The 17,406-nt window shown below is 70.1% G+C and carries 7 protein-coding genes; all 7 read right to left on the minus strand.

Going from position 1 to position 17,406, the window contains the following annotated elements; all coding sequences use genetic code 11:
* Positions 1 to 3,009: type I polyketide synthase (locus LCH29_RS34230; protein ID WP_446465582.1), on the minus strand; the 3,009-nt coding region annotated here is incomplete at its 3' end.
* Positions 3,010 to 3,436: 427 nt separating this feature from the next.
* Positions 3,437 to 6,166, minus strand: coding sequence for an AAA family ATPase (locus LCH29_RS34235; protein WP_446465583.1), 2,730 nt, complete (start codon positions 6,164 to 6,166; stop codon positions 3,437 to 3,439).
* Positions 6,167 to 6,241: 75 nt separating this feature from the next.
* Positions 6,242 to 6,916, minus strand: a complete 675-nt coding sequence (locus LCH29_RS34240) for a LuxR C-terminal-related transcriptional regulator (protein WP_446465584.1) — start codon at positions 6,914 to 6,916, stop codon at positions 6,242 to 6,244.
* A gap of 546 nt (positions 6,917 to 7,462) precedes the next feature.
* Positions 7,463 to 10,264, minus strand: a complete 2,802-nt coding sequence (locus tag LCH29_RS34245; protein ID WP_446465585.1) for an AAA family ATPase — start codon at positions 10,262 to 10,264, stop codon at positions 7,463 to 7,465.
* A gap of 3 nt (positions 10,265 to 10,267) precedes the next feature.
* Positions 10,268 to 12,853, minus strand: a complete 2,586-nt coding sequence (locus LCH29_RS34250; RefSeq protein WP_446465586.1) for an AAA family ATPase — start codon at positions 12,851 to 12,853, stop codon at positions 10,268 to 10,270.
* A gap of 294 nt (positions 12,854 to 13,147) precedes the next feature.
* The gene (locus LCH29_RS34255; protein WP_446465587.1) at positions 13,148 to 15,982 is read right to left on the minus strand and encodes an ATP-binding protein; all 2,835 of its coding nucleotides are present in this window, start codon (positions 15,980 to 15,982) and stop codon (positions 13,148 to 13,150) included.
* A 763-nt stretch (positions 15,983 to 16,745) separates the two neighbouring features.
* Complete coding sequence (locus LCH29_RS34260; RefSeq protein WP_446465588.1) at positions 16,746 to 17,363, minus strand: TetR/AcrR family transcriptional regulator; 618 nt, start codon at positions 17,361 to 17,363, stop codon at positions 16,746 to 16,748.
* Positions 17,364 to 17,406 lie beyond the last annotated feature (43 nt).

A 17,406-nucleotide genomic window follows, 5' to 3' on the forward strand; every position in this document is an offset into this window, starting at 1 on the left:
AGGCGCGGCAAGCGTCAGCTCCTCGACTCGGTCACACCCGACCTCGTCACCGGCCCGGATCGCCAACTCCACGAACGCCGTACCCGGCACCAGAACGCGACCCATCACCACGTGATCAGCCAGCCACGGATGCGAGGCCAACGACAGGCGACCGGCGAACACCACACCGTCCGAGTCGGCCAACGACACCGCCGCACCCAGCAACGGATGCTCAGCCGAGACCAGGCCGACAGCCCGCACATCGCCCGGAGCAGCCACAGCCGCAGGCCAGAAACGCTGCCGCTGAAACGCGTACGTAGGCAGCGCGACTCGCTGGGCGCCCGTGCCCGCGAAGAACGCCCGCCAGTCCACGGGCACACCGGTCACGTGGAGCCGCACCAGCGCCGCGACGGCAGCCGCCTCCTCCGGACGGTCCTTGCGCAGCACCGGCACCACCACGGCCTCCTCGGGCGCCGACTCCCGGGTCAGCGCCGACAGCACGCCGTCCGGGCCCAGCTCCACGAAGGTCCGTACGCCCTCGGCGCACAGCGCCCGGACGCCATCGGCGAACCGTACGGTCTCCCGCACATGCCGCACCCAGTACTCCGGCGAACACAGTTCGCCGACCGCGGCCACCGCACCCGTGAGATTCGATACCACGGGAACAGTCGGGTCGTGGAACTCCAGACCGGCCACTACAGCACGGAAGTCCTCCACCATCGGCTCCATCAGCGCCGAATGGAACGCGTGCGAGACCCGCAGCCGGTTCGACTTCCGCCCCTGCTCCGCCAGCCTTGCGGCCGTCTCGGCGACGGCGTCTTCGGCCCCGGCGAGCACCACCGACGACGGCCCGTTCACCGCCGCGACCGATACCCGATCGGCCAGCAGCGGCACGACCTCATCCTCGGTGGCCTGCACCGCCACCATCGCCCCGCCGGAGGGCAGCTCCTGCATCAGCCGAGCCCGCGCCGCCACCAATCGGCACGCGTCCTCGAGCGACAGCACGCCCGCGACGTGGGCGGCCGCGACCTCGCCGATCGAGTGCCCGCCCACGAAGTCAGGTGTCACGCCCCACGACTCGACGAGCCGGAACAGCGCCACCTCGACCGCGAACAGCGCGGGCTGCGCAACACCGGTCCGGTCCAGCGCCTCGGCGTCGTCGCCCCACATCGTCTCTCGTACGGGGCGATCGAGGTGGGTGTCCAGTTCCGCGAGTGCCGCGTCCAGAGCCTCGGCGAACACCGGGAAGCGGGCGTACAGCTCCCGTCCCATCCCGATACGCTGCGCCCCCTGGCCACTGAACAGGAACGCCGACTTTCCGGCGCCCCGCTCCGCTCCCCACTCGGAGCCGTGGACGAGTCCGGGCGCCGACTGGTCCGTGGCCAGAGCGGTCAGCCCGGCGATGATCTCGTCGCGGTCGGATGCGACGAATGCCGCTCGGTTTGCGAACGCCGACCGGGAGGTGGCCAGGGAGAAGGCGGTGTCGAGGACGCCGTGTCCGGCGTCGGCCCCGGTTGCGACATCGCCCTCCGTGGCGGCGTCGGCGCCCAAGGCCGACAGCAGCCGTGCGGCCTGTGCCCGCAGGGCGACGCGCGTACGTCCGGACAGCACCACCGGCACCACGTTCGGAAGGACGGTCGGCGCCACCGCCCGTGCCGCCTCCGATTCCGACTGCGAGTCCGGTGCCTGTTCGATGATCACGTGCGCGTTGGTGCCGCTGATCCCGAATGACGAGACGGCCGCCCGACGCGGTTCTCCCGTCCCCGGCCATGCGACGTTCTCGGTGGCCAGGCGCACCGCGCCCTGGGACCAGTCCACGTGGGAGGACGGAGTGTCCACGTGCAGGGTGCGCGGTACGGTGCCGTGCCGCATCGCCATGACCATCTTGATCACACCGGCGACACCTGCGGCCGCCTGGGTGTGGCTGAGGTTCGACTTGATGGAGCCCAGCAGCAGCGGACGGTTCTCGTCACGGTTTCGGCCGTACGTCGCCAGCAGTGCCTGCGCCTCGACCGGATCGCCCAGGGTCGTGGCCGTACCGTGTGCCTCGACGGCGTCGATCTGGTCGGCCGACAAGCGGGCGTTGATCAATGCCTGCTGGATCACCCGCTGCTGGGACGGGCCGTTGGGTGCGGTCAGGCCGTTGGAAGCGCCATCCTGGTTGACCGCGCTGCCGCGAACCAACGCCAGGACGGGGTGTCCGTTGCGCTCGGCGTCGGACAGTCGTTCCAGCACCAGTACGCCGATGCCCTCGGCCCAACCGGTGCCGTCGGCGGATTCGGCGAACGACCGGCACAGCCCGTCGGGGGACAGTCCACCCTGGCGGCTGAATTCGACGAAGGTCGACGGGCTGGACATGACGGTCACACCACCGGCCAGGGCCAGCGAGCACTCCCCCGCCCGCAGTGCCTGGTCGGCCAGGTGCAAGGCGACGAGGGACGACGAACAGGCGGTGTCCACGGTCAGCGCCGGGCCGGTCAGGCCGAAGGTGTAGGCGATCCGGCCGGACAACACGCTGCCCGTGTTTCCGGTGAGCTGGAAGCCGTGTGCGCCTTCGTCCGCGCCGAGGTGGTAGTCCTGGGCCATGGCGCCCATGAACACGCCGGTCTCGCTGCCCCGGAGGGCAGTCGGGTCCACGCCGGCCTGCTCGATGGCCTCCCAGGCCGACTCCAGCAGCACGCGCTGCTGCGGGTCCATGGCGATCGCCTCGCGGGGCGAGATGCCGAAGAAGTCCGCGTCGAAATCGGTCGCATCGTAGAGGAAGCCGCCGGATGTGGTGGACGAGGAGGCGAGCGCTTCGGTGTCCCAGCCACGGTCGGTGGGAAAGGCCCCGATGCCGTGTTTGCCGTCGGCGACCAGGCGCCACAGGTCCTCCGGATTCGACACCCCGCCCGGGTAACGACAGGACATGCCGATGATCGCGATCGGCTCCTGGGCCGACGCCTCCAACTCGTGCACCCGCTGCCGGGTCTGCCGCAGGTCGGCGGTGGCGCGCTTGAGGTAGTCCCTGAGCCTCTGTTCGTTGTCCATCTCAACTCATCTCGACAGCGGCTGGCCGCAGCCGGAAACAACGACGGCAGCGGACAAGAGGTGGTCGGTGTGCGGATCCTTCCGCTCGGCGGAGCCCTCAGGGCTTCCGCACGGCGGCAGGTCGGGCGGTAGGACGACCGGGGCGCGGACGTCCGTACGGGGGCTCCCGAAGGTTCACCGGCGGGCCCGGTCCCGGCTGGACCGAGTCGCGGAACCCGGCCGCCACGATGCGGGCGGCTTGTCCAACCCTCTTGCTCCAGCTGACATGCGAGGAGTCTCGTGCGGGGGCGACGGGAAAAACCTTAGTAACTGCCGGGACCAGCACGGGCGTCGCATCCGGGGAGGGGCGGGAGCGGCCGGCGGTGCGTGCCCCGCCGCGGAGTTCGGTGCCGGCCCGGGTCTTCGGTTGCGGGCCGGCAGCACTGCCTCAGACGGCCATGCCGTTCCCGTTTCCCCGGCCGATGGGTGGAACCATCTCCATGAGCTGAGTGCGGCCCGCGACACCGAGCTTGCGGTACACCCTCGTCAGGTGTTTCTCCACCGCGCGCAGGCTGATCCGTAGCTCGGTGGCGATGTTCTGGTTGCTCTTCCCGGCCGCCACCAGCAAGGCGACCCGGCGCTCGCTCGGAGTGAGCGCCGCGTCGACCGCAGCCGTCCGCCGGCTGTCCGGCCGATCGCCCGCGCGGTCGGTCTCGGTGGACTGTGGCAGCTGCTCGTTCCGGGGGAGGTGCTCGGCGGTGGTGGCATGGCTGGGGGCGAACAACTGGACTCCGAGCAGCAGGTGTGCCTTGACCATTGCCATCCGGTCGGTGGAGACATCGAGGCCGTCCACCGCGCGCAGCGCCAGCTCGATGCCCTTCTCGCCTTTGGTGACGTCGGCCCAGACACGCAACGTACGGCCGACCACGCTGGGGGCGCCCCACACCACCGCCTGTTCGTACTCGCGGGCGATGAGGTCGTGCGCGAGGTCCTGGCGGCCGAGCCGGTACTGCAGCTGCGCGGCCCACGAGCGCCAGGGCAGCACGGCGGGATTCGCCCAGCCCATGAGTTCGTGTTCGCGCCCGGCTTCCAGTATGTGGTCCAGCGCGACGGCGGTGTCACCGGCAAGCAACGCGAGCATCCCGTCGACCACGTGGCCGAGCCAGGGGGCGAGCAGTGCGTTGTCCTGTGCCCGATACCGGGCGAGTGCGTCGCCCGCCGCGGCGGGCGGGTCCCCGCCCGCGATGACCAGCGCCAGTGCCTCGCAGCAGCGTCCCGTCACCGGGGCGAATTCGGCGTCGGCGTGGTCCAGCGTACGTGCGGCCATGAGTGCCGCGTCCGTATGCCGACCACGTCGCGCCAGGGCGAATGCCCGTTCCGCGTCGGCGATCAGCGTGTCCGGCTTCCCCCCGCCATTGGCCCGGAGGGTCGCCATGGCCATCGAGGCGAGCCAGATATCGACTTGGTCGAACAGGTCGGCTGCGAGCATGGCCCGTACCGCCAACGGCACAGCCGTGCGCAGATCCTCCGCGGTCGGCGGCTCGGCGAGCACCACGTGGCGGGCCAGCGCGGCCACCGCGCCGGAGTCCTTCCCGGCGAGCATACCGGCGTAGGAGAGCACGGCGGCCCGGTCCCGGGCGGGGGCGCTGCCTACGTCCCCGGGGGTACCTTCGAGCTGGAAGGCGCGGACCGTCTCCGTGAACCACCGGACGTGCCTGAGGTGCGTGACGCGCAGGCGCGCGTCGAGTGCGAGCGCGGTCTCACGAGCCGAGCCCTCCAGCAGCGCGGGGTCACCCAGCCCGGCGGCCGTATCGGCCAGTTGGGTGGTGAGCCCGGAGGGGGGCAGCTCGCAGGCCAGCACGGGGATCCTGACGAGCTCGCGGGCTCGCCGTGCCGGTGTCGCCAGCCCCGGCAGCGCCTGCATCAGGCGCCGCAACGAACTGACGGGGTCAGAGGCCAGCTCTGCTCCGGCCAGGTCCACGAGCAGTTCGGCGCGGCCGCCGCTGTGATGGGGGGAGCCGAGCAGCGCCCGCAGCAGGTACTTCCGCGCGAGGTCGGGGTTTTTGTTCGCCGATGCCGTGCGCGCGGCCTCCCGCAGCACCTCGATCTGCCAGCCGCCGGGCGGGTCACCCGCGGCGAGCACATGCCCGGCCACCTCTTCGGGCGGCCTGCCCGCCGCGTGCAGGGTCTGCGCGGCCCTGGCATGCCAGGGCATGGCGGCCGTGTCAAGGGAGTGTGCGACGGCCTCGCCGATGGCCTCGTGAGCGAAGCGGGGCACCGGACCGGAGTCGAGCAGTCCCACCGACTTCAGCGCGCCGAGGGCGGCCGTGCCGTCCTCGGCGGTGAGTTCCGCCATGGTGAACAGCAGCCCGCTGTCGGTCCGCGGACCGACGACCGCGAGCGCTGTGGCGATCTCGCGTTCCGCACGAGGCAGTTCGGCCAGGGCGCGCACGGCCTGTGTGCCGATCGCGGCGGGGCGCAGCGCGCGTACATCGTCCGGCCGGGGAGGCCACCGGGTGCGGCGGAGCTCCTCCAGCAGGGCAGCGAGGAACAGCGGCCTGCCGCCGGACACCTCGGCGCAGGCCCGAATGAGCGCGCTCTCCGGCTCACCGAGGAATTCTCCGGCCATGGCGGACATTCCGTCCGGTGACAGTGGCCGGAGGGCCACGCGTTCCGTGGCGGCGGCGAGGAATTCCTTCAGCAGCGGCGAATGCGCCGCCGAATCGGCCGAATGCGGCGCCACGGCCACGATCACGACCGGCGCGTCGGCGAGTTTCTCACCGATCAGCGCCAGCCAGCGCAGGGAGTCGGCGTCGACCCAGCGCAGGTCGTCGATGAGTAACAGCACCGGCATGGTGTCGGCCAGGCCGAGCAGTACGTCGCGCAGGCGGAGCGCCTCGCTCTCCTCCGTGGCGCCGGCCGGCGCTGCGGCATGCGGATGCAAGCCGTGGAGCGCACGCCGGGCGACTCCGTACGGGACGTCGCTTTCGGAGCGGGCGCCCTCGGCTCGCAGGACGAGCGCCTCGGGTGGAGAGGTCCGCCTGGCGAGTTCGCCCAGCAGTGCCGAGCGCCCGGAGCCGAACGGGCCCGATACGGTAACGAGTTCGCCCCGCCCGTCGCGGGCGCCATCGAGGCACCGCCGGATGACGGCGAGTTCCCGCGTACGTTCAAACAACACAGTCCCGTCCTGTTCGGTCAACACAGTCCGTCCTGTTCGGTTATCCGGTGCCCCCCGGCACCGCAGGCGGAGGAATCAGGAGGAGACGTATTCCGGGCGCACGCGCGGCGGCCACTGCCCCACGGCGAAGACGCCCATGGAGTAGCCCTTCGAGATCAGCGCGGGCCGGTTGGTGACCTTGAGCTTCCGCAACAGGGAGGCGACGTGGTATTCGACGCCGCCACGACTGAGGAACAGCTTCGCCGCCAGTTGCACCGTCGACTCACCCGCGGCCACGCCCTCGAGGATCCGGGCGTGCACCGGGCTGAACAGCTTCCGGCGGCCGGTGACCATCTGCGGGCCGGTCCCGGATTCCTGCGGTTTCACCAACACCATGATCGTGCCGACCCTGCCCGCGGTCCCGCGCACCGCGATACCGGTCATCTCGCCCAGGAAGAGCGACTCCTCGGCACCCATCGCGACGATCTGATCGGCGAAGCGCGGATTCTGACCATCAGCCAGGCGAATAAATTCGTTCTTCATTTTGCCCTGCACACTGGGGTGCAAGAAATCGCAAATATTGCGCCCACGCACATGCCCAGAACCGCACCCGAACTGCTGGGCGAACAAGCGATTTGCCTCCAGGACGCGAAATTCTAGGTCGAGATTCGCTATACACATCCCGGACTGCTCGAACAGGGACAAGTAAATTTCGCGATACTGCTCCGAGCACCGATCCTGCGTTTCAGCGGAGATAATCTCTTTGGACACGAGGCCAGAGTCACTCACGAGATTTCGGCCATTTCTCTCAGCATGGGTCGATTATCCGGAAGCGACTTAATCCCCGTGTTCGACCCCCGTCGAGCGCTTCCCGGATAAGTAATCGTCCATACGCAAAAGAGAAAAGTCAAGCGCTTTGAGTTGATGGGAAGTTGATTTGCTTAAGACTGTGGACCCCGCACCACACGGTTCGGTACGGCACGGTTCGGTGCGACGACATCACTCCTGAGCTGCTAAAATATGACCTTGATCACCCAGGGTGCACGAAGGTTCACACTTCAACAACAAGGTAAACCCGAGGCAGCCGCCCACATGATCGGGCATGATCCAACACGCAATCGGGCATCCACTGAGTCATCGCGTCACCAGCATCCGATATTCCCCTGCACGCACACCCAGAAACAACCGGAAGATTACGCGAGAAGTCACCTCGCACAGAAAATAATACGTGTAAACGGACAAAACGAGGGTTGTCCTCAAGCGAGCAGGTCCGGATTCAAAGCCGTATGCCGGAGTAATGCTTCCGCCACACAGCACTCATTCGCCGTGGCCATGAACTCCGAGTGCCGCGACAAGCGCGGAGCGTCCCTCGATACCCAGCTTGCGGTAGGAGTTGGTGAGATGCTTCTCCACCGCGCGTCTACTGATCTCCAGTTCGGCAGCGATCTCCTGGTTGCTGCGACCACGCGCGGCGAGTTCGGCCACCGTGGCCTCACCACGGGTCAGTACGGACCTGGCGACCGGAGCCGAGGCCGGCGTGACGCCTCTGACCAACCCGCCGGCATGCTCCCCCACGCTGAATGTCTGCGACTGCTCGGCCAGCCGGCGCCCCCGGACGAGCAACTGATCGCCCTCCGCCGACGCGGCACTCTGCAAACGCTTCCCGAGGGTGACCAGGGTCCGAGAGAGTTCGAGCGGGCTTCCCGCATCGTGCAGCACGTCCACCGCCTGCCGCAGCAACTCGATCCCCTTCGGGCCATCGATCACGGCGCCCCGTGTGTGCAGCGCGCGGCCGAGTGCGGTCGGCGCGCCCCACGCCAGCGCGCGCCGGTGGTTCTCCTCGGCCAGTTCGATCGCCTCTTGGCGCCGCCCCAGCCGGTGGTGCAGCAGCGCGGCCGAGACCTGCCACATCGACACCGCCGCCCCGACCCACCCGGCCCTGTCGAGCACACGGCCACAGTCGATGAACTGCGCCAGCGCCGCGGGCAGGTCCCCACGAGCCGCAGCCAGCCTGCCCCTCAGACACCGCCGCATCATGAACATCCGCAGGTCCGTGTCCGATCCGGCGATCTCCAGTACCCGCTCGGCCAGCGTGTCGTCTTGCAGCTCGAGCGCGAGCGTGCCGACCGCGATGGCCGGCACCAGCATCGTTTCCGGCTTGTCCCGGTCCGCCAGCTCCAGCCCGCGCAGCGCACATTCCCGAGCCACGACGATGTCCCCGCGGCCGAGCAGGACGAGGCCGCGCTGCGCCTCGATCAGTGCGGCGAGCGCCGGCTTGGTCTGCCGCTGGGCGTGGGCCAGCGCGGCATCGAGCCAGGACGAGGCGACATCCCCGGCATCGGCGACAAGCAGCATCCACGGCAGGATCTGCAGGGCCGCGCTCATCGGCGCGGAGTGGGTCGGTTCGTGGTCGAGGACCTGCCGGGCCATCCGTACGATGGGCCGGGTGCCGACCTGCCCGTTCAGCGTCGCGGCCCGCATCAGTACCACGCACAGTTCACGTTCGGCGCCGCTGCCCAGTGCGGCGTCACCACCGAGTTCCGCCAGCCGGTCGCCGGCCGACGCCAGCGCTTCGGGATCCTGGATGGCCGCATAGCGCGAGCGCGCCTCCAGTCGAAGGGCCAGCTCCCTGTCGTAACCGCGCAGCGCGCCGGGATCACCGAACCGGGCAGAGACCTCACCGACGAGGTCGGCGAGCCGCCGGTCGATGCCCGCCATGTGCAGCGGGGTCCGGGACACCACCTCGGCGCGCCTGCGGTGATCCGGCATCAGGCGCGCGGCCTGTTCGATGTGCCGGACCGCCGAGGCCGGGTCGGTGTCCCATTCGACGGCGGCCAGCTCGACCAGCAGATCGGCCCGCTCGCGACCGGCCATGGGCAGATCCAGCAGCGCCCGGCGCAGGTAGCGGGCGGCCGCGTCCGGCGCGCCCCGCCTGCGCGCGGCCACCGCCGCGGCTCTGAGCTGGTCGACCTCCCAAGCGTCGCGCACCGTGTCAACGTGCAGCAGCTGCACGGCGATCTCCTCCGGCCCGGCTCCGTACTCGTCCAGCAAAGCCGCCGCGGCCCGGTGCAGGCGCGAGCTCTCCTCCGCTCCCAGCGATTCCGTGACAACCCGGGTCAGCACGGGGTCGTGCACCGCGAGCCGACCGGATCCGCTGAGCAGCCGGGCCTTCCACAGCACCGACCGTGCGGCGGCGCACTCGTCCCGGCTCAGCCCGCTCAGCCGTACGACCAGGTCTTCGGTGGCCTGGTCCGCCAGCACCACCAGCGCCTTCGCGAAGGTGTGGACGACACGGTCGCGCCGCAGCAGGCGCAGCAGCCTCTCCCGCCGGAACGACCTGCCGAGTTCGCGTACGCGTTCCACTTCCACCGCCCTGCCGCGCAGCCGCTGCGCCTGGGCGCGGTCGAGCAGCACACGGAGCTCCTTCGGGCTGCCGCTGGTGAGGTCGTGGCAAGCGGCGGCGAACTCGCTGTCGTATCCGGCGCCGAACCGGTCCGCCATCAGCCGAGGCGTCGCCTGCTCGGAAAGCGCTTCCGCGCGCAGTCGGTAGGTCGCCGCGTCCGCGATCTCCCGGACGAGCGGGTCACGCGAGCTCCCGCCGTCCTGCAGCACCACGCCGATGAGCACCCGCGTGCCGTCCAGTCGTGCGGCCAGGAAGGCCAGCGCGCGCAGCGATGCCTCGTCCACCCAGTGCAGGTCGTCGACCGCGACAACCACCGTGCGGCCGGCGCTGAGACCGGTGAGTGCCGTGTGCAGGCCGTGCAGCACGGAGGCGAGCGTATCGGTGCCCAGCTCGTCGCCCGGGTTCCTGCCGACCGCACCGGACACCACGCCGAGCATCGCCCGGGACGCGTCGGGGACCAGGTGGTCCCCCGCCGCGAGCAGGGGCAGCACCAGTTGACGTACGACTCCGAGCGGGAATTGACGCTCGCTTTGCGCACCGCCGCAGCGCAGCACGTGCGCGCCGGCGTCCTCGCCGAGTCGCACCAGCTCGCGCAGGAGCGCCGTCGTGCCGGCTCCGGCCTCACCGTCGATCAGCAGCAGTGCGCCCCCACCGGACTCCACCTCGAGTACGGCCTTGCGCAGGACCGTCAGTTCGGGTTCGCGCTCCAGCAGCATGACTCAGCCGCTCCGGCCCGTGGGGGCCAGGTGGGCCACCAGTTCGGCTCTGCCTTTGGCCCCGAGCTTGCGATAGATCTTGGTCAGCCGCAGCTCCACGGTCCGCGTGGCGACCTGGAGTTCGTCGGCGATCTCGCGGTTGGCAAGCCCCCCGACGACGAGCCGCGCGACATCACGCTCGGGCTGGGACAGCCCGGCGAGTGAGGATGCCGGTACGGTCACCTGTTCCGGGACCGGGGGGCGTGGGAGTTCGACGCCGACCTCGGCCAGCATCTCCACTGTCTGGCCGCACATCCGGCCGACGGCGTCGCCGGTGCCCCAGCGGTCCAGTACGGCGTGCTCCTCCGCGCGCAGCCGGGCCGCGGTCTGCGGAGCGTCGAGCATCTGGTGGGCCACCGCGGCCGTGCAGCGCCAGGGCAGAACCATGGGATTCTTCCAACGCCGCGCGCGCAACAGCCGGCCGCACTCTTCCAAGAGCACCAGAGCGCCTTCGGGTTCGCCGGTGACCAGGCCGAGCTCCGCCTTGGCATAGAGCAGGAAAGCCCAGCCGATGCCCTGGTCGGCGGTGTGAGGGAGCGGGCGGGCCGCCAGTCGCCGCGCCCGGTCCAGCCTCCCGCAGCGGATCTGGGCCATGATCTCGCTCGCCACATGCCTCACTGCCAGCGCCGGATGCCAGGATTCCAGCGGTAGTTCCCGCGTCGCGGTGGCCAGGTCCCGAAGTCCCTCGTCGGGGCGGTGGATGCGCAGCGCAGCGCCCGCCCGGTGGAGCAGCGCCCGCGCGGCGGTCGCCCGGGCGCCCCGTCTGCGTGCGTCGGCCACCACGGCGTCCAGACCGTCCATGCCCATGGCGACGTCGTCGGCGCACAGCAGCGCGCAGGAGGCCGCGATCCGGCACATCGACGGCACTTCGCTCGATGCGCCGAGCGCGGCCAGGCCCAGCTTCCGCGCCCGGTCGCGTTCCTCTGCCAACCTGGCCAGCTGCCAGGCGAGCGCCCCGGCCTGGGCCGGGTCGGCCGGGCGACGGGCCGGAGCGGGCAGCGGGGCGACCGGGATCTCCGGGTCCGTGCCGGCTTCCTCCCCCGCGAGCCAGCCCAGCGCGCTCAGCGGGGACAGTTCGTCCTGGGACACCGAACCGGCCGACGTCTCGTGCAGTTCGGAGATCACCCGCCGTGCCGTCTCGACGTCACCGCGGCTGAGCAGCAAGTCGGCTGCCCGGACCACGGAGGGCCACGCGTCGCTGTTCGCGTAGCGTACGAGAACGTGCCGGAGCCGTCCGTCACTGGCCTGTGGCGAGTGCACGACCTCGATCGACGCGAGCCGCGTGAGCAGGTGCGCCCGGTCGGCGTCGTTCATCGGCTCCCGCAGTGCGCGGCGCAGCGCCGCGGCCGCAGCGTCCGTTCTGCCCCGCCGCATGCGGTACACAGACGCTTCGGCCAGGGTCTTCCCGGCCCAGGGCAGGCCGGAAGCCGGCGCGTTGTCCAGGAGATCGGCGACCGTGTCGGCCCCGGCCCCGACTTTCCGGGCCAACTCCGCCGCTCGCAGGTAGAGGTTTTCTCGCTCGGGGGCGGTCATTGCCGCACGTATCTCGGCGGAGAGACGAGCACAGGGCACCCGGGGTGCGTCGGGGTCGATCACCAGCCCCACGCCGAGGAGGGTGTCGAGCGCACCGTCCAGTCTGGCGGCACGCAGTCCGGCCAGGGATCCGGCGATCTCGAATTCGAAGTTGCTGCCGACGGTGGCCAGTACCCGCAGCAGGGCGAGCGCGTCGGCGGGCATGCTCACCATGGCGCGGTTGGCCCGTACGGACCACGCGGTCCAGGATGCCTCGATCAGCTGCGGAATCCGCTCGGCGTCCAGCGGCAGGTTCCGGGCGGTGAAGTAGTCCGCGACGCCGCGCAGCATGGCCGGGCGGCCGCTCGTCATATCGGCCGCGACGGCGGCCACTTTCGCGCCGATCTCACGCCCCGTCAGTGTTTCCAGCATCTGCCGGGAGTTGGCCGCGGACAAGGAGGCCAGCGGGATCTCCCGCATCGCGGCGAGACCCGCGTCGGCAAGGCCGTAGTCCTCGCCGAGAAGACGGGAGAGCGGACCGTAGGTGGAGCCGATCAGCAGGAGCGGGACGTGGTGTGCGCGGCGGGCCATCGCCGCGAACCAGCGCAGCGACCATGTGTCGGCCCATTGCACGTCGTCCACGGCGAGCAGCAGCGGACGGTCGGCGGCGAGCGCCAGGAACTCGTCGCACAGCAGCGGCACCGAGGCGGCGAAGTGGCCGTTACCCATACACACGGTGGCCAGTTCGACCATCCGTGACGGTGGGCGGAGCCCGGCGAACAGCTGGGTCACCGCGGCGTAGGGGACCCGCGACTCGACCGGCGAGCAGCGCGCGAAGCCGACGGCAGACCCGAGAGCGCGTGCCCGGTCCACCGCCCGGTGCAGCACCGCGCTGCGTCCCACCCCGAGCGGACCGGTCACGCACGCCATGCCCGACCCGCCGGCCTCGAGCGTCCCGATCAGCTCCTCCAGCACGGTCAGGGCACTTTCGCGGCCTACGAATTCGTCCCCGGCGAGAGAAGGCGCGGGTCTCATCATGACTCGTGCCCGGGTTGTGTCACCGCGGCATGGACAGGAGCGGAGAGTGCTGCGACGTTGAACCGCGCGTGATAATTCCGCATGTACGCCTCTCGCATCACTCGCACCAGCGTTCCCTAATGAAGTCAATACATCGGAGATTACAACTGCGTTGGTGACGGTGCAGCATCGTGCGAGTAAAGCTGAGCTTTCCTTGAGGTTATGACAATCTCTACGCGCATGGATGGGGGCTCGTTCCACACAAGGACACCGAAATGAGGGCGCCTCATATTGCAAATCGTTATCAGAATGGCCTTATGTCTTCCGCAGAACGCGGGCGAGGTCCTGCCTGCCCCGGATGCCGAGCTTGCGGTACACGCTCGTGAGGTGGAACTCAACGGTGCGTTGAGTGAGGAACAGCGACTCGGCGATCTCCCGGTTGGTCGCCCCCGCGATGGCCTGCTCGGCGACTCGGCGCTCGCTGCCGCTCAGTGTGTCGGCGGGCGAAGCGGTGCTGCGGCGCAACCTGCCGCCCGCCTCGCTCAGCGCGGGCAGCGACTGGTTGAGCTGTAGCTGGTCCCCGCACAGCACGGCCAGGTCGATCGACCGGCGCAGCCGCTCGCGCGCGCCCTCGCCGTCACCCCTGCGGTACAGCCTGCGACCCAGCAGATACTCAGCCCTGGCCTGCTCCCACCTGCCGGGCGAATCCGCGAGCGTGTGGACCGCGTCGGTGAGCAGGTCGATGCCGGCGTCGCCCGCGGTCAGCACCCCACGGGCCGTCCTCAACATGCCCAGGGCCCGCGTGGTGCCCCAGCGGTGCACCGATTCCTCCACCCGTTCGATGAGATCCAGTCCTTCGTGGGGGCGGCCGAGTTCGGCGAGCACGTCCGCCGCGTCGAACCACCACGGCGCCAGCACGGGGTTGCTGATGTCCCCTTCGGCCAGGCTGTCGGCGCACCGGTAAAAGTAGGTGAGGGCGCCTTCCAGGTCACCCAGTGCCGCCCGGCCCCGCGCCCGCGCCATCACGTACCAGTGGTATTCCAGAGTGAATCGGTCAAGCCGCGGCCGAGTGATGAGGTCGAGCACCTCCAGCGCCCGCGCGGGCTCCCCCCGGCGGATCAGCGCCGAGGCGAGCGCGGTCTGTGGCATCACCACGTTCGGGGCCCAGGACTCCTGGAGCACGACGTCGAAAGACAGTTGCGCGTCGGAAAGCGCCTCACTCACGTTGCCCGCCCAATGGTAGACCTCGGCACGGGTACTCCTGCCGAGCGTGTGCGTCCACGCCTCACCGGTGCGCTGCGCGTGCTCGATCAGGGCGGTGAGCGCGTCCAGCGCGGGATCGATCTGGTCGGCGAGGTAGAGCGAGAGGCTGGCGCCCAGCACCGCCCATCCGCCCGGTGCGACATCGCCGATGCGCAGGACTTTCTCCGCTTGGGCCGCGACCTCGGTGGCGGGCCTGCCCTGGAAGGTGCCGAGCGAGGACAGCATGCCCAGCAGCTGTCGCTCCTCTGCGGTGTCCCCCTGCGGTGGTACGTAGTCGCGAAATCGCCGCCCCACTCTGCGCACGGTGGATTTCTCGTCGAGGCCGGAAATCAGATACGCGAACTCGACGAGCGTGCGCAGCGCGCGGTCCGCCGGGGTGTTTTCCGCACCGCCCTCGGCGTCGATCGCGTCGATCACCTCGTCCACCAACTCGAAGGCCCGCAAGGAGTTCTGCACTTCCAACGAGGTCAGGGCGTACTGCACCACGAGCGGTGCTCGGGTGCGCGGATCGTGTACCAGGCCCAGCGCGTGATCCAGATACTCCAGCGCCCTGGTGGGCTCGCTCTGCCCGAGCACCCTGGCCAGCGCGGCCAGCAAGGCCACGTCGTCCGGGTCGTGCTTCAGCGCCTGCGAGAGGTAATGCGCGGCCGCGGCGGGCGCTCCCCGGTGCTCCGCGCTCTCCGCGGCCGTCAGCAGCACTCCGACCATCCAGGGCGCCGGGTCGCCGGGCAGCAGCATCAGCTGGACCGCGACCTCCTCGGCCGGGCGGCCGGAGTCGTTGAGCAGCCTGGCGGCCCGCTCGCGCAGTGCCACCCGCTCGTCCGCCGACGTGGTGTCGAGCACCGCGCTCCGGATCAGATCGTGCGCGTAGTCGAGGCCGTCGCCGAGCAGCAGATCGTTGGCGCGCAGGACCTCCACCGCCGCTCCCGCCGGGCCCGGCTGTGTCCCGGCCAATGCCGCGATCGTCTCGATGGTCTCACCGCCCAGCACCGCGATGGCCGTGGCGACCGCGTACGCGTCCCTGGGGAGCCGGTCCAGCAGGGAGCGCGCGACGACATCCCATCCGAGCTCGTCGAGCAGAGCCGTCTGCTCGGCACCGGGCGAGAGCTCGTCACCGCGCAGGCGGCTGACCACCCGCTGTACCAGGAACGGATTACCACCGGTGATCTCAGCGCATTTGGCGGAGAACGCCGCGTCGAGTTCACGGTCGAAGGCCCGGTGCAGCATGTCGCCGACGGCCTCGGTGGTCAGCGGCGGCAGGTCGACGACCAGGCAGCTGAGGGGGTCGCTGATCTCGTCGAGCACCTCGGGCCGGAACCGCTCGTGGCCGGTGCGCTGGGTCATCAGCACCAAGAGCGGCAGGTCCTCCGCGCGGCGCAGCAGGAAACCCAGCCAGCGCAGGGACGCCTCGTCGCACCACTGGACGTCGTCGATCGCCAGCACCACCAAGCCGTCGGCGCTGAGCCCGGCGGTGAGCCAGTGCAGGCCGTGCATGACCGAGTACGTGTCGGTGGGACCGGTCTCGTCCGTGCGGTCGGGAAGCAGGGCGGGCAGAGCGAGCCGGGCGCTCCCGCTGAGCAGTGGCGAGCTTTCGGCTCCGTCCTCGGTGAGGCGCAACGGCTCGAACAGGCCACGCACCGTTTCGTAGGCGGCCGAACCACTCTCCGGGCATTTGACGGTCAACACCGTCCGGGCGACGGGACTGAGCTCGTCGAGGGCGACGGAGAGGAGCTTGGTCTTGCCGATGCCCGCCGGGCCGCGCAACAGGACTGCCTGGCCCGCGCCGAGCGACGCACCGCGTGCACGCTCGACCAGCAGAGACCGTTCCCAATCGCGGCCGGCCAGTTCCGTGGCCGGTTCGGACTGCGGACCACTGCGCGCGACCACCGTAACTCCTCTTGCTCCGGCGACGGCAATGGGGCGTTCCTCAAGCGGCCGAAAACACTTTGGCCGCCGCATGGATGATCAGTAGGCGGCGATCGTACCGCTTCGTGCAGGGCGCGTGGACCCGCCCACTCGATATCCCTCGTCACACGGGAGGGAGGCCTGACGGGTGTCAATATTCCGATCAGGCTGCTGAGCTGGGCGTCTCCTGTGGATGGTGAGGCATCCGGGGTGGCAGGTTGTGGTACTCGTCGAGCTGTCCGCCAAGTACCTGGTGGCGCCTGACCGGGGCAGCAGACAGAGGGATGACCTTCGGGTCGTCGTCCGGCGCTCGTAGGCCGAGGCTGCGGTGGGTCCGTCCCACGTTGTCGTGCTCGGCGTATTCCTCCGGAAGCGATGCTTCCCTCTCGGATTTCGGAGCGATCGCCCCCGCGCCCCAATATTACGAGGGATGCGAGTAGCACGCCTCGCATCAGGCCACGCTGGACTGGGTGCCGCGTCGACCCGTAGCAGTCGAGCAAGCCAGCTTCGCCACCCCGGTCACGCAAGCCGGGCCGATGACAGGTCCACCCCCCGTACGGGTCCCTCAGCTGCACGGCGTTCGCCGACGTGACAGCGACAGCACACGCTCTCCTCACGTGTCTGCGCGTGGTTGCGCGTGGGTGACTGTGCGGGTCGTGGTCCCCCGACCATCGAACCCGCGGTCCACACCCCCGTCGGATCACGGCGGCGGCCTCGGCGTCGCCAGTGGCGTGTCGGCGTCAGGTCACGGCACCGACACCAGGTCCAGCCGGCCATTCGCCATGGCCACGACCGTCGAGACCAGGGCTTGCAATCCGGCCTGTTCGGCCTCCTGGTCGGGCAGCGAGAGATGCTGCAAGGTGAGTCCGTCGAACCCGGCGAGGAAGAACCGGGCGATGGTCTCGGCCGGCTGGACGAGCTCATGGTCGGCGCGTTCAGCGGCCTCGGTGATCAGCTTGGTCGTCACGGCCGTCACCTCGCGGTAGTGGCTCTGGAGAGCCGCCTGAAGGCTGGGCGCGCGGAGCGCGAACATGGACAGCTCGGTGAGCAGCTGATAGCTGGTCGGCCGCTCACGCACGGTGCGCCACAGTGCGGCGGCCAGGGCGACGACCGTCTCCTCGAAACCGGCGTCCGTGGGCGCCCCGTGCTCGACCTGGGCGATCAGCTCCTGGGTGAGCTGTTCCATGACGGCCCGGTACAGGTCTTCTTTGGTGCCGAAGGTGTAGTGCACCGTCGCCTGTGCCACGCCGAGCTCGGCGGCGATGGCACGGGTGCTTCCGGCGGCGACGCCCTCCCTGGTCATGAGGTCGATGGCCGCTTTGATCAGCTGGGGGCGGCGCTCCGCCGCGGAAACGTGAGCCATAGGCACATCATACCGACCCAGTCTTTTGAGCAAGTCGGTCGAT

This window comes from Streptomyces sp. BRA346 (genome assembly GCF_052851135.1).

Coding starts and splice junctions, on each gene's coding strand:
- LCH29_RS34245 (WP_446465585.1), bottom strand. CDS start 10,264: ATGCTGCTGGAGCGCGAACCCGAACTGACGGTCCTGCGCAAGGCCGTA.
- LCH29_RS34260 (WP_446465588.1), bottom strand. CDS start 17,363: ATGGCTCACGTTTCCGCGGCGGAGCGCCGCCCCCAGCTGATCAAAGCG.
- LCH29_RS34250 (WP_446465586.1), bottom strand. CDS start 12,853: ATGATGAGACCCGCGCCTTCTCTCGCCGGGGACGAATTCGTAGGCCGC.